This window comes from Actinosynnema sp. NPDC023794 (assembly GCF_040639675.1).
Lineage (GTDB): Bacteria > Actinomycetota > Actinomycetes > Mycobacteriales > Pseudonocardiaceae > Actinosynnema > Actinosynnema luteola.
In genome coordinates this window covers 60,204-73,152 of the sequence record NZ_JBFAFR010000034.1, presented here as the reverse complement: position 1 = coordinate 73,152, position 12,949 = coordinate 60,204, and the positions used below count along the sequence as shown (strand labels likewise).

Sequence of the window (12,949 nt, the reverse complement as noted above, 5' to 3'; positions counted from 1 at the left end):
CCGCGCGACGGGCCGCGGCCGAAAATCGGTCGCGGCCCGTCGCCGTGCGGGCCACACTCGCCCGGGTGGCAGATTCCTTCGAGGACCCGGACCTGGCCGCCTACTACGACCTGATCAACCAGTTCGGCGAGGACGACCGCTTCTACCTCGAGCTGGTGCTGGCCGCGGACGCCGTGCTCGACGTCGGCTGCGGCACGGGCACGCTGCTCAAGGCCGCCCGCGCCGGCGGGCACGCCGGTCGGCTCGTCGGGCTCGACCCGGCCGAGGGCATGCTCCTGCAGGCGCGGCGCGACCCCGGCGTGGAGTGGGTGCGCGGCGACCTCGGCACGGTCGCGTTCGACGGGGAGTTCGACCTGGTCGTGATGACCGGTCACGCGTTCCAGATCTTCCTCACCGACGACGAGGCGCGCGCCCAGTTCACCGCGATCCGGCGGGCGCTCAAGCCGGACGGGCGGTTCGCGTTCGAGACCCGCAACCCCGGCGCGCGGGCGTGGGAGCGGTGGACGCCCGAGAACGGCACCGACATCGTCGGCCACGACGGCGAGCGGGTGCGCGTCGAGCACTTCGTGGAGAGCGTGGAGAACGGGCTGGTCACGATGACCGAGACGTTCAGCAGCCCGGACTGGCCGCAGCCCCGCGTCGACCGCGGCACGCTGCGGTTCACCGACGCCGACCACCTCGACGCGCTGCTGCGGGAGACCGGGTTCGACGTGGCCGAGCGCTACGGCTTCTGGGACCGCTCGCCGCTCACCGACACCAGCCGCGAGATCATCACGATCGCACGACCAGGTCCGCGTCCGGCAGGCCACCGTCGCTGACGACCAGCGCGCCGGCCGCCCGCACCAGCGGCAGCACGGCGGACAAGGCCTTGTGCGCCAACGCTTCCCCCGGCGGCACGGCCGGTTCCACGGCGTGCAGGCCGTGCCGCTCCACAGCGGACAGTTCCGGCAGGCCGAACGTGACGTCGTGCAGCAGCAGCCGGACTCCCATGCCGCCCAACGCGAGCAGGTTGTCCTCCACCGCGTCCAGGTCCTCGGCCGGTGCGGCCAGGCTCCGCGCGGACAGGCTCAGCCACAGCAGCTCCGGCGGCAGACCCGAGGAGCGCAACGCCTCGACGACCGGCGAGGTCAGGTCCGGGTCGCGCGACTGGTCCGGTGACAGCCGCACGAGCACCGGCAGCCGTTCGGTCGCGGCGAAGGCGCACGCCTCGTCCAGCACCCACTCGGCCAGCTGGCCGCTGAGCCCGAGCTCGTCGGCGAAACGCAGGCACTCCTCGTGCGACACCGGGCCGTACTCCGCCTCGTGCCACCGCAGCCGGGCCGCCGCCGCGACCCGTTCGCCGTGCCGGTCGACCGGCAGGTAGTCCAGCGCGATCTCGCCGTTCTGCAACGCGCCGGGCATGGTCGCGATCAGCGACAACCTGGCGCGGTCGCGGGCGTCCCGCCCGGCGTCGTAGATGCCCCACTGGCCCTTGCCGCCGCTCTCCGCGCGGCGCAGCGTGCTGTGCGCCTGGCGCAGCAACGCCATCGCGTCCGACCCGCGCGCCGACGTGCGGACGAAACCCATGCCCGCGGACACGCCGACGCCGTGCCCGGCCAGCCGCACCGGCTCGACCAGCGCGGCCTCGATCGCCTCGGCCAGCGCGGAGATGCCCGGCGTGGTGGGCGAGTCCTCGATCAGCACGACGAACTCGTCGCCGCCGATGCGCGCGACCGTGGCGTTCTCGTCCGCCACCACCGCGGTCAGCCGCCGTGCCACGACCCTGAGCAGCTCGTCGCCCGCCTCGTAGCCGAGGCCGTCGTTGACGATCGCGACGCCGTCCACGTCCAGGTAGCACAACGTGATCGAGCCCGGCCGGCTCAGCGCCCGCTCCAGCCCGGGCAGGAAGCTCTGCCGGTTCGGCAGGCCGGTCAGCACGTCGTGCAGGGCCTGGTGGCGCAGGTAGTCGCGCAGCACCCGCTGCTCGGTGGTGTCCTCGACCACGGCGACGTGCCAGCGCGGCCGGCCGTCGGCGTCGCGCACCACCGACAGCGCCACCTCGGTCCACATCGGCTCGCCGGCCGCGTCGGTGAACTGCCGCTGCGTCCTGGTCTCGTTCGCGGCGGACGGCGTGGCGGTGAACAGGGTCGCCAGCTCCGCCGGCGGCAGCATCGCCTCCAGCGCCGGGTTGGCGCCCACCAGCGCCCCGTGGGCGTCGAAGATCGCGATGCCCGCCGTGGAACCGACGAAGACCTGCCGGAACAGCTCCGGCAGCGCCCACGCCTCGACCGCCGTGGGAACGCTCCCCTCGGCGGTGGTGACGCGGACTGGCTCGGTCATCGAGTGGGTGTGCGGCGGAAGGTGAAGATCAGGTCACCGCATCTTCGGACCACCGGCCACCGACGTCAAGGTTTCACCGGATCGGGTTAAACACACACCCAGTCGGTCATCACCGTCGTGCCGCCGACCTCGCAGCGGAACCGGACGGGCCCCGACGGCGGCGGACCGAGCAGGAACATGCCCAGCTCGTCCAGCTCCGCCTCCTCCACCGGCCCGGTCGCGGTGACGAGCGCGACCCGGCCCGGCCCCGCCGGCAGCACCTGGCCCGCGACACCCGCCTCGGTCACCTCGACCTGCACGGACACGCCCTCGGCGTCGAACACGAGCTGCCGCGCGGTCTGCGTCGCCCGCGCCCGTGCCGCCAGCTCGTCGTCCAGCGCGGAGTCGTAGCTGGTCAGGGCGATCAGCTCGGCGTCGACCGTGCGCCACGCGAACGCCGCCCGCGCGGCTTCGAGCAGGTGCTCCGGCACGTCGCGCTCCTCGGCGAGCGCCTCGCCGAGCTCCCGCAGCAGCACCTCATCGCTTTCCCACCCCGGATCGTCCCTCAACACCGACCACACCTCCTCCGCCCGCCGGCCGCGGCTCGACCAGCTCCATCACCGCGGGAGTCTTGCGCAACTTCTCCAGGCACCTGATCCGGGTGGGCCCGATGCTGCCCACCGGCATCGCCAGCTGCTCGGCGACCGCCGCGTAGCTCGGCGGCGGGTCGGCCATGAGCCTCGCCAGCAACACCCGGCACGGTTCGGGCAGCTCGCGGAAGCCCTCCCGCAGCGCCTGCCGCCGCTGGGCGGCCTCCAGCTCCTCGTCCAGGTCCGCGACCGCGTCGTCCGGGCTCGCCGGCTCGTCCTCGGAGCGCGGGTCGTACGGCAGGGTGCGCTGCTGGACCCGCAGGACCCGCAGGCACTCGTTGCGGGTGGTCGTCGCGATCCACCCGGGCAGCGCGTCCGCCTCCCGCAGGCTGCGCAGCTGCTCCACCAGCCGCAACCACACGGTCTGGTGCACGTCCGCCACGTCCGCGTGCCGCAACCGGTGCCGGTGCACCACCGCCAGCACCAAGGGCGTGAAGCGCGCGACGATCTCGTTCCACGCGCGCTGGTCGCCCTCCGCCGCCGCGCTCACGAGCGCGGCGATCGGGGAAGCAGGGGTCACGTCCCCTCCTCTGGTCCAGGGGATGCTGCGCCTCCGCCCCGGCCTGCGCCGGCGCGGACCCCAGCCGGGTCACGGACTTCGGATTCTTCGCTGCCACACACTACGGAGCCGCGACCCTGCTGCGAGATACAAGCTTCGGCAGTCTCCTGTCAGGTCGCCGCCGTCCGCGGAGCAGCGGCCGTCACACAGAGACCCCGTAGCCGGGGAAGAACTCCGGTTTCCCGACCAGCAGGTGGTCGCGGGCCTCGACGGCGGTCAGGCCGTGCTGGGTCATCGTCGCGGCGATCCGCCCGGCCACGTGCGGCGCGGCGAACGAGGTGCCCAGCCAGTAGGCGAACCTGTCGTAGACGTCCACCGGCAGGCCCGGCAGCTCCCACCGGCCCTTGAGGAACGTGCTGGTCCGGTTGCCGACCGCGCACGCGTCGACCCAGTGCCCGTGGTTGGCGTAGCAGGCGGGCGCACGGCTGCCGTCACGCTCCTCGGCGATCGCCGACACGGCGAGGACGCCGGGCAGCGCCGCCGGCCAACTCGGCCGGGTGGTGCCCTGGTTGCCCGCGGAGGCCACCACGACGACGTCGCGCGGCAGGCCCGCGAGCGCCCGGCGGATCGGTTCGGAGGCGGTGTCGTCCTGGGTGAAGCAGCCCATCGAGATGTTGACGACCTGGACCTTCTCGTCGAACGACGCCAGCGCCCGGGCGAACTGCTCCTCGGTGCCGAGGCCGTTCGGGTCCAACGCCTTCTCCGGGTCGACCCGCACGCCCGGCGCGGCCTGCCGGACCACGCCCGCGACGAACGTGCCGTGGCCGCCTTCGAGGGCGAACACGTCGGAGTGCCGGTAGGCGGCGTCGACCTCCTCCGCCTTGGGGACGAACGCGTCGCCGAGCCACCGCGGGTGGTCGATCGCGGCGGTCGCCGAGATGCCCGTGTCCACGATGCCGACGACGACGCCGCGGCCGAGGCCGGTGCTCGCCGGGTCCGGGTCCGCCAGCGGCGTGCCGACGCGCGGCGGCTCGCCCGGGTTGCCGTGCATGTTGCCGCCGTGCCCGACGAGCACGTGGTGCGGCTGCACGTACGGCGTGCGCTCACCGGGCCACTGCGCCGGGTCCCGCAGCAGGCGGACGATCTCCGGGATGTCGTCGGAATCGCGGGACAGGACCAGCCGGGCCATGCCGGCGAAATCCCGGCCGCGGCTGTTGCCGATGTTGTTCTGCGCGAGTTTCCGGGCGACCCGGTCGACGTCCTCGGGAATGGTCAGCAGCTCACCGGCGACGAAGAGGAATTCCCGGCCGCGCTCGGGGTGGAGGCGGTAGCTCTTGTGGTTGCGGATGGCCTGTTGGAAGGCCTCCTGGTAGAGCCCGGAGCGATTCGATGGTTCGGACACCGAGGCCTCACAGCGACGTCGACGGGTGCCGGGTGTGAGCAAGCTACCACAGCCGACTTGGTAATAAGGTGGGTTCGTGGCAGGGGTTTCCGCCGCCGCAGCGCTGGAAGCCCGGCAGCGGGATCCGCGGGCGGCCATCGAGATCGGCCGGTCCGCGCTGCGGGCGGCGCGGACTTCCGGCGACGACGAAGAGGCCTCCGCCGCGGAACGCGCGATCGGTCTCGCGTTCCGCGAGTTGCACGACTTCGACGCGGCGCTGCGCCACTTGCGCCGTTCCGTGCGCCTCGCCGAACGGGCGGGTTCGGCGCGTTCGGCGGCACTGGCCCGGATGAGCCTCGCGTTCGTGCTGTCGAACACCGGGCGGCACGCGCAGGCGTTGCGCGCGATCAACGCGGCGCTGCCGAACCTGCGCGGCGTGGACGCGGGCAGCGGCCGGATGCAGCGGGGTCTGGTGCTGCACTACCTGTGCCGGTACGACGAGGCGTTGCGCGAGTACAACGGCGCGATCGAGGTGGTGCGCCGGTTCGGCGAGCGGCTGGTGGAGGCGCGGGCGCTGAACAACCGCGGGCTGCTGCGCGCCTACACCGGCGGGCTGCGTGCGGCGGACGAGGACTTCGACCGCGCGGCGGCGCTCTACCGCGAGCTCGACCAGGCTCTGGCCGTGGCCGACGTGCGGTGGAACGCGGGCATCTCCGCGTCACGCGCGGGCGACGTGCCGCGGGCGTTGACGATGTTCGCCGAGGCCGAGCGGGAGTACCGGCGGCTGGCGGTGCCGCGGCCCGCGTTGCTGATCAACCGGCTGGAGCTGCTGGTGTCCGTGCCGCTGCTGGAGGAGGCGCGGGCGGCGGCCGACCGGGCGTTGGCGGAACTGGGCGGAGACCTGGTGCTGGCCCGGTCGGAGGCGTTGTTCTACCGGGCCAGGATCGCGTTGCTGGAGGGCGACCTGGACCGGGCCGTGGAGATGGCGGTGGCCGCGCGCAAGGGATTCCGCCGCGAGAAGCGCGAGGTGTGGGCGGAGGGCGCGCGGCACGTGGAGCTGCGCGCCGCCTACCTGAGCGGGCAGCGGACCAAGGCCCTGGTGACGGCGTTGACCAGGGTGGCGACCCGGTTGGACGCGCTGGGGTGGCGGATGGCGGGCCTGGAGGCGCGGGTCGACGGCGCGCTGGTCGCCCGCGACCTCGGCGACCGCTCGCGCGCCGTGGCGGAGCTGACCGAGGCGGGCGCGGCCAGGCGCGGCGGACCGGCGGCGCACCGGGTGCAGGGCTGGTACGCCGAGGCGTTGCGGCGCGACCTGCTCGGCAACGCGCGCGGCGCGCAGATCGCGTTGCGGCGCGGGCTGGCGCTGCTGGACGAGTACCGGGTGTCCCTGGGCGCGACGGAGCTGCGGGCGTTGAGCGGCGCGCAGGGCGCGGCGCTGGCCTCGGAAGGCCTGCGCGCGGCGGTCGCGGGCGGCCGGGCCGGACGGGTGCTGAGCTGGGCGGAGGCGTGGCGCGCGGGCGCGCTGCGGATGACGCCCGCCCGGCCGCCGGAGGACTCCGGCCTGGCCGACGCGCTGGCGGAGCTGCGGGCCGTGACGGCGGACCTCGAAGCGGCGTCCACGGCGGGGCGGCCGACGGCGGCGCTGCGGCAACGGCAGGTGCGCGGCGAGCAGCGGGTCCGCGAGCTGACCCGGCGGACCGGCGGTGGTGGCGCGGTGTTCAAGCCGCCCGCGGTCGGCGAGCTGGCGCGGGCGCTGGGCACGTCGGCGTTGGTGGAGTACGTCGACCACGACGGCGAGTTGCTGGCCGTGGTGGTGGCGGGTGGCCGGGCGTCGCTGCACCGGCTCGGCCCGGCGGCCGGCGCGCTGGGCGAGCTGCGGCTGCTGCGGTTCGCCCTGCACCGGCTGGTGACGCTGCCCGAGCACGTCGACCGCACGCCGGTGCGCGCGGGCGCGGAGCACGCGGCCCGGTTGCTGCAGAACCGGCTGCTGGAACCGTTGCGGCGACGGCTCGACGACCGGCCCCTGGTGCTCGCGCCGACGGGTCGGCTCGGCGGCCTGCCGTGGTCGGCGCTGCCCGCGTGCCGCGGTCGTGCGGTGACGGTGGTGCCGTCGGCGACGGTGTGGCTGCGTGCCGCGACATCCGTGCTGGTGTCGCACGATCGGGTGGTCTTGGCGGCGGGTCCGCGGTTGCCGGCCGCGCCGACGGAGATCACCGCGATCGCGTCGCTCGGCCTGGTCGGGGCTTCGGTGCTGGTGGGCGGCGAGGCGACGGTGGACGCGGTGGCGTCGGCGATGGACGGCGCGCCGTTGGCGCACGTGGCCGCGCACGGCTCGTTCCGCGCGGACAACCCGCTGTTCTCGGCGCTGGAACTGGCCGACGGACCGCTGACCGTCTACGACCTCGAACGGCTGCGCACACCGCCCGCTCGGGTCGTGCTGTCGGCGTGCGACTCGGGCCTGTCGGCGGTGCGGCCCGGCGACGAGCTCATGGGGTTCACCGCGGCGCTGCTCGGGCTCGGCACGCGCACCCTGGTCGCGCCGGTCATCCCCGTGCCGGCCGAGGTGACCACACCGCTGATGGTCGACCTGCACCGCAGGCTCGGCGCGGGCCACCCGCCCGCGGTCGCGCTGGCGGGCGCGCAGCAGGCGCACCGGGACGACGGCGACGCCGCGTTCGCCGCGAGCGCCGGGTTCCTGTGCTTCGGCGCGTGAACACCGACTAGGGGAGGACCGGGAGATGGCGTACGACGAGCACCTGGCCGAACGGATCCACGACGAGGTCGGCGAGCTGCCCGGCCTGAGCGCCAAGCGGATGTTCGGCGGCATCGCGTTCCTGCTGCACGGCAACATGCTCGTCGGCGTGACCGGCGACGACATGATCGCCCGCGTCGGCCCCGACGCGGCGGAGGCGTGCCTGGCCCTGCCCGGGACGCGGGTCTTCGACATGACCGGCAAGGTGATGCGCGGCTGGGTCGTGGTGGACGGCTCGGTGCTGGACGAGGACTCCGGCCTCACCGACTGGATCGGCCGGGCGCGGGAGTTCGTCGAGACCCTGCCGCCCAAGTAGGTTGGCGCCGTGGACAAGAGCGCGGACGCACAGGACATGCTGGCGGTGGCGGTGGCCGAAGCGCGCGCCGGGCTCGCCGAGGGCGGCATCCCGATCGGCGCGGCCCTGTTCGCCGCCGACGGCACCCTCCTGGGCCGCGGCCACAACCGGCGGGTGCAGGACGACGACGCGTCCACCCACGCCGAGACCGCCGCGTTCCGCGCCGCGGGCCGCCGGGCGAGCTACCGCGACACCGTCATGGTCACCACGCTGTCACCGTGCTGGTACTGCAGCGGGCTCGTTCGCCAGTTCGGGATACCCCACGTGGTGATCGGCGAGGCCCGGACGTTCCACGGCGGTCACGACTGGCTCGCCGAGCACGGGGTCGGGATCACGCTGCTGGACGACCAGGCGTGCGTTCGGATGATGACCGACTTCATCGCCGCCAAGCCCGAACTGTGGTTCGAGGACATCGGCCAGGATTAACGCGCCGCGCCGCACGGCGACACAATCCCGACACGGGCCGACGCCACCATCGGCGGGCATGGAACCGTGGCACGTGGACGAATCACTGGCATCCCTGGTGCTGGCCGAGGGCGCGGTGGCGGTGGAGGTGCCGGCCAGTTGGGGCGCCGAGGTCAGCACCCACCTCCGCTCCGCCGGACCGCTCGGGCCGATCCTCGCCGTGCCCGGCCGCCGGCTGCGCTGGCTGTTCCTCGCCAGACCCGACCCGGAACCCGTGGCGGGGCACGTGCCGCCGCCCGACGTCCGCTACTGGCACGGTCCGCGACGCATCCCGGCGGCCGAATCGCGGTGGGTGGTGCCCCCGGCGGGCGCACTGCCCCCGGTGGGGGCGGTGCGCTGCGCCATCAGGACGGTCCGCCGGTTCTGGTAGGGCGTCGATCCCCTGGAAGTCGAACCCCTAGAACCGGTCCAACGCCTCTTCCACGGAACCGACGACGGTGAACACTGTGCTCAGCCCGGTCGCCTCGATCGGCCGCTGCGTCGCCCGGCTGGTCGCCACCAGCACCAGCGGGATGCCGAGAGCACTCGCCCGCTGACTGCCGACGACCAGCGACTCCAAACCGGCTGAACCGAGGAAGCGCACCCCACCGAGGTCCACCACCACACCCCGCACGTTCTCGACCAGGTGCTCCGTGAGCGGCCTGGTCAACTCCTCCGCGCTGCTCGTGTCCAACTCGCCCGACACGTGCAGCACAACTACGCCGTCCGCGGGTCTGTCGACCCGAACGGAAGCGAGCGTCGCCGCGGGTTCTGGCACGCCGGTACTCCTCTCACTCAGCGACGCCGGCGTGGCGTCGAATCCTTCACGGTAGACCTCAACGGCCGTCGTCGACCGTCTCGGCCAAGATCAGATCGACCAGCCCGCGCGCGTCCGGCGAGCCGCCCAACGCCCTGCGCTGGCGCGCGGCGCCGCTGCCGTGCGCGCCGAGCCAGGCCACGTGATCCTCCACAGTGGACAGCGCGGAGGCGTCCTCGAGCGCGTTGGCGCACCACGACACCAGTTCGGCCACCCGATCCCGGGCCGGCACCAGGTTGCCCGTGCGCGGGTCGACGGCCAAACCGTCCACGCCGTCGCGCGCGGCCCGCCAGTACGCGGCGCGCAACATCACGTCATCCACCCGTTCGGGTTCCCCCGACTCGGCGGCGGTGCGGGCGAACGCCCGGATCACCTCGGCGATGACGACCGCCTCGCGCGCCGTCATCGGGATGTCCGAGACCCGCACCTCGACCGTGGGGTGCTGCGCGGACGGCCGCACGTCCCAGTAGACCATCCCGGTGTCGAGCAGCACCTCCGTCGACTCCAGCGCACCGACCAGCCGGTCGTACTCGGCGGCGGAACCCAGGTGCGGCGGCGGGCCGCTGATCGGCCACCGCGACCACACGATCGTGCGCCAGCTCGCGTAACCCGTGTCCTCGGCCTGCTCGATCGGGGAGTTCGCGCTCAAGGCCAGCAACGTCGGCAGCCACGGCCGCAGGGCGTTCGAGACGCGGACCGCGACGTCGCGGTCCGGCACGCCCACGTGGACGTGCATCCCGCACACGCCCTGACCACCGATGATCGCGCGGTGCGTGCGTTCCATCATGCGGTAGCGGCGGTCGTCCGTGCCCGGCGGCGGCCCCAGCGTGCCGATCGGCGGTATCGCCGAGGCCAGCAGCCGGCAGCCCGCCGCGTGCGCGGCCTTCGCCAGGTGGATGCGACCACCGATGACCTGCTCCGCCAGCTCCTCGGCGGTCCGGCACACCGGCGTGGCCACCTCGATCTGGAACGGTGTCAGCTCGCGTTGCACGTCGTGGCCCGCGCCGGCGTGCTGCTCCACCGAATCGGCGAGCGGCACGGGTCGGCGCGACTCCGGGTCGACGAGGAGGAACTCCTGTTCGACGCCCACGGTCCACGGCTCTGTCATGCCGGTCCCATACCCACTCGGCCGCAGTTTCAACCACGGTCTTGTGAATCGTTCGGGGGACGGGCGTTTCACTCGGTCGCGGTCGGGAACCTGGCCGCTGTGAGATTGCGCCGCAGTGATCCGACCAAGACGGGCTGGCGTCGTCGTGCCCGGGGTCGGGGGTTCAGCTACGTCGACGCCGACGGCGAGCCGCTCGACGCCGCGTCGGTGGCGCGGATCAAGTCGCTGGTCATCCCGCCCGCGTGGCGCGACGTGTGGGTGTGCCCCTACCCGAACGGCCACATCCAGGCGGTGGGCACGGACGCGGCCGGGCGTCGCCAGTACCTGTACCACGAGCGGTGGCGGCAGGACCGGGACGAGGAGAAGCACGACCGGGTGCTCGCGCTGGCGCCGTTGCTGCCGGGGTTCAGGGCGGAGGTGGCGCGGGAGCTGGGCGGGCGGGGGCGGTCGCGGCGGCGGGTGCTGGCGGTGGCGTTGGCGGTGTTGGAGCGCGGGGTGTTCCGGGTCGGGGGTGAGACGTACGCGGCGGACAACGGGACGCATGGTGTGGCGACGTTGCTGTGCTCGCACGTGGCCGTTCGGCGGTCCACTGTGGAGTTCTGCTACCCGGCGAAGGGCGGGATCGGGTTCACGACGGTGGTGGAGGACGAGGCGTTGGCGCGGGCGGTTCGGGGGTTGCTGCGGGGGCGGGGCGGGGACGAGCGGCTGCTGGTGGACGCGCGGGGGTGCGCGGTCGGGTCGGATGACGTGAACGAGCGGTTCAAGGAGATGGTGGGGGCGGAGTTCTCGGTGAAGGACTTGCGGACGTGGCACGCGACGGTGCTGGCGGCGGCGGTGTTCGCGAGGGAAGGTCGGCCGGAGTCCGCGCGGGGGCGGAAGCGGGTGGAGGCGGCGGTGATGCGGGAGGTGGCGGAGCAGCTGGGGAACACGCCGGCGGTGGCGCGGAAGTCCTACGTCGACCCGCGCGTGGTGCGGCTGTACCACGACGGGGTGATGATCAGACCGAGGTCGGCTGATCGTGGGACAGTGGAACGGGCCGTGCTGCGGATGCTGCGGAGGTGAATGAACGCCCGGTCTGCTGTTTCTGCAGGTCGCTCCACCGTCCGGTGACACTTTCGAGTGATCAACGGCCGACAATGTACGGAAACACTGTTACCGCACCTCGGTTAACACCATGAGGGAGCCCTCGCCAACCACCCCATCCGCCTCACCTCACCGCCTCACCCCACCGCCTCGACCACCCACCTCGACCACCCACCGACCGCCCCAACCGCACCCGCCGTCCCACCACCGGCTGCCCCCACTACGTCCGCCGCCCATCTCCCAGCCGCCCCGCCCCAGCCGCCCCCACCGCGATCACGCATGGCGGCATCACCCGTCACCGCATCACCGGCCGGGACCCGGCACCGGTTGGGTGGCAGCGAACGGCACCGGGCGTCAGCGGACATCACTGGAGATCACGGGAGATCACTGGCGGAGCAGGGCGCCGACGTCCTCGTGCAGCCGAACCGCCCCGCCGACGAGCACGATCTCTGCCCCGCACTCGACCGCGCGCAACGGCAGCACCTCGTCGGCCCGCCCGTCGTCGACCTCCTGCGAGCCGACGAGCGTGTCGGTCAGCAGCAGGGTGTCGACCCGGCCCTCGGCCAACGCCTGCCGGACCGCGACCAGTCCGTGCACCGCGCGTCCGGTGAGCCGCGTGGACTCGTCCCGGAACCGCTCGACCACTGCCCGCCGGGCGTCCTGGTTCGCCCGCCCGGCCAGGTGGAGCACGGCCCGATCGGCTGGTCCCTCGACCTCGACCACCAGGTGGTGGTAGCGGGTCGGCAAGGCCACCCGCAGTGAACGCCGCCCGGCCAACGGTCCGGCCAGCACCAGCAGCGGCGCGCCCAGCAGGTCGACCAGGCTGGCGGCTTCCTCGGCGACGTCGGCCAGCTCCTCGGCGTCGAGCCGTCGTCCGGGACGCCGCGCGCCCACCGTCGCCACCGCCACCGGGCGGCCGGTCGGGTCGACGCCGCGCAGGTCCGCGCCGTGCTCGCCGACCTGGACGACCACGTGCGGCAGGAGGGGTTCGGACAGGTCGACCAGCGGCAGGATGTAGGGGAGCGGGCCGGTGCGGGCGGTGTAGCCGGTGGGCGGGACGGGGACGTACTGGTCGACCAGCACCCGTCCGCCGCCCACGATCAGGCCACGCCCGGCGAGGCCGCGCGGGGTCGTGCCGGACACGATCGCGTTGTGCGCCAACGCCACGAGGTACGGGTCGGCGGCCATGGCTTGGAGTTGGTCGCGCATCGCCCGCCACCGCAGGTCCACGTGATCGCCGACGTCGAGGTACACGGAGACGAACGGTCCTTCGACGTCGACCAGGTTTTGCAGACTCGCCGTGTGCATCGGTTCGGTCCTCCCCGTTCGGGTTACACGGTTGGTACCCGAAAGGGGGTAGGTGCAACCACGTTCACCGGCACGGGAAAGTCCGCCGACGGATGTGGGGAACGGCCCCGAGATCGGTGTGGGAACGGCTGCGGGAACGGCTCGGCGAGCGGTGCGGCAAAGGCGGATGGGCGAGGACCACGGGGCCGTGAGCGGTGTGGCAAAGGCGGTGGGCGGGCGGTGCGAGGAGGAATCGGCGAAATAGGGGCGGAGGT

General features: G+C 73.6%; 13 protein-coding genes. 6 read left to right on the top strand and 7 right to left on the bottom strand.

The window, feature by feature from the left end; genetic code table 11:
- The first annotated feature begins 65 nt into the window (after positions 1-65).
- On the top strand, positions 66-818 hold the full coding sequence (locus AB0H12_RS38820) for a class I SAM-dependent methyltransferase (RefSeq protein WP_499629933.1): 753 nt from the start codon (positions 66-68) through the stop codon (positions 816-818).
- On the opposite strand, the gene AB0H12_RS38815 is transcribed toward AB0H12_RS38820, so the two are convergent.
- From AB0H12_RS38815 to AB0H12_RS38800, 4 genes are all read right to left on the bottom strand, one after another.
- A complete protein-coding gene (locus tag AB0H12_RS38815; RefSeq protein ID WP_499629931.1) occupies positions 772-2,319 on the bottom strand; it encodes a diguanylate cyclase domain-containing protein in 1,548 nt (515 codons plus the stop codon). The genes AB0H12_RS38820 and AB0H12_RS38815 overlap by 47 nt on opposite strands.
- 86 nt (positions 2,320-2,405) lie before the next feature.
- Complete coding sequence (locus AB0H12_RS38810) at positions 2,406-2,870, bottom strand: hypothetical protein (RefSeq protein ID WP_499629930.1); 465 nt, start codon at positions 2,868-2,870, stop codon at positions 2,406-2,408.
- Entirely contained in the window at positions 2,836-3,468 is a 633-nt protein-coding gene (locus AB0H12_RS38805; protein ID WP_499629928.1) for an RNA polymerase sigma factor, read from the bottom strand. Before AB0H12_RS38805 ends, AB0H12_RS38810 begins: the two co-directional genes overlap by 35 nt.
- A gap of 181 nt (positions 3,469-3,649) precedes the next feature.
- Positions 3,650-4,849, bottom strand: a complete 1,200-nt coding sequence (locus AB0H12_RS38800) for a S8 family peptidase (protein WP_499629926.1) — start codon at positions 4,847-4,849, stop codon at positions 3,650-3,652.
- A gap of 76 nt (positions 4,850-4,925) precedes the next feature.
- On the opposite strand from AB0H12_RS38800, the gene AB0H12_RS38795 reads away from it, so the two are divergent.
- From AB0H12_RS38795 to AB0H12_RS38780, 4 genes are read left to right on the top strand one after another with little or no spacing between them, the layout of a single operon-like run.
- Positions 4,926-7,541, top strand: coding sequence for a CHAT domain-containing protein (locus AB0H12_RS38795; RefSeq protein ID WP_499629924.1), 2,616 nt, complete (start codon positions 4,926-4,928; stop codon positions 7,539-7,541).
- A gap of 25 nt (positions 7,542-7,566) precedes the next feature.
- Complete coding sequence (locus tag AB0H12_RS38790; protein ID WP_499629922.1) at positions 7,567-7,896, top strand: TfoX/Sxy family protein; 330 nt, start codon at positions 7,567-7,569, stop codon at positions 7,894-7,896.
- A gap of 36 nt (positions 7,897-7,932) precedes the next feature.
- The gene (locus AB0H12_RS38785) at positions 7,933-8,361 is read left to right on the top strand and encodes a nucleoside deaminase (protein WP_499629964.1); all 429 of its coding nucleotides are present in this window, start codon (positions 7,933-7,935) and stop codon (positions 8,359-8,361) included.
- 58 nt (positions 8,362-8,419) lie between these two features.
- The gene (locus tag AB0H12_RS38780; protein WP_499629920.1) at positions 8,420-8,770 is read left to right on the top strand and encodes a hypothetical protein; all 351 of its coding nucleotides are present in this window, start codon (positions 8,420-8,422) and stop codon (positions 8,768-8,770) included.
- Between the two features lie 27 nt (positions 8,771-8,797).
- On the opposite strand, the gene AB0H12_RS38775 is transcribed toward AB0H12_RS38780, so the two are convergent.
- Together AB0H12_RS38775 and AB0H12_RS38770 are read right to left on the bottom strand one after the other, a co-directional pair.
- A complete protein-coding gene (locus AB0H12_RS38775; RefSeq protein ID WP_499629918.1) occupies positions 8,798-9,157 on the bottom strand; it encodes an STAS domain-containing protein in 360 nt (119 codons plus the stop codon).
- 58 nt (positions 9,158-9,215) lie between these two features.
- Positions 9,216-10,304 carry a carboxylate-amine ligase gene (locus AB0H12_RS38770; RefSeq protein WP_499629916.1) on the bottom strand — a complete coding sequence of 363 codons (1,089 nt, stop codon included), beginning with the start codon at positions 10,302-10,304 and terminating at the stop codon, positions 9,216-9,218.
- 99 nt (positions 10,305-10,403) lie between these two features.
- On the opposite strand from AB0H12_RS38770, the gene AB0H12_RS38765 reads away from it, so the two are divergent.
- Positions 10,404-11,366: a DNA topoisomerase IB gene (locus AB0H12_RS38765; RefSeq protein ID WP_499629914.1), complete on the top strand. Its 963-nt coding sequence runs from the start codon at positions 10,404-10,406 to the stop codon at positions 11,364-11,366.
- A 405-nt stretch (positions 11,367-11,771) separates the two neighbouring features.
- Here AB0H12_RS38765 and AB0H12_RS38760 read toward each other — a convergent pair whose 3' ends face one another.
- Positions 11,772-12,695: a hypothetical protein gene (locus AB0H12_RS38760; RefSeq protein WP_499629912.1), complete on the bottom strand. Its 924-nt coding sequence runs from the start codon at positions 12,693-12,695 to the stop codon at positions 11,772-11,774.
- Between the last annotated feature and the right edge of the window lie 254 nt (positions 12,696-12,949).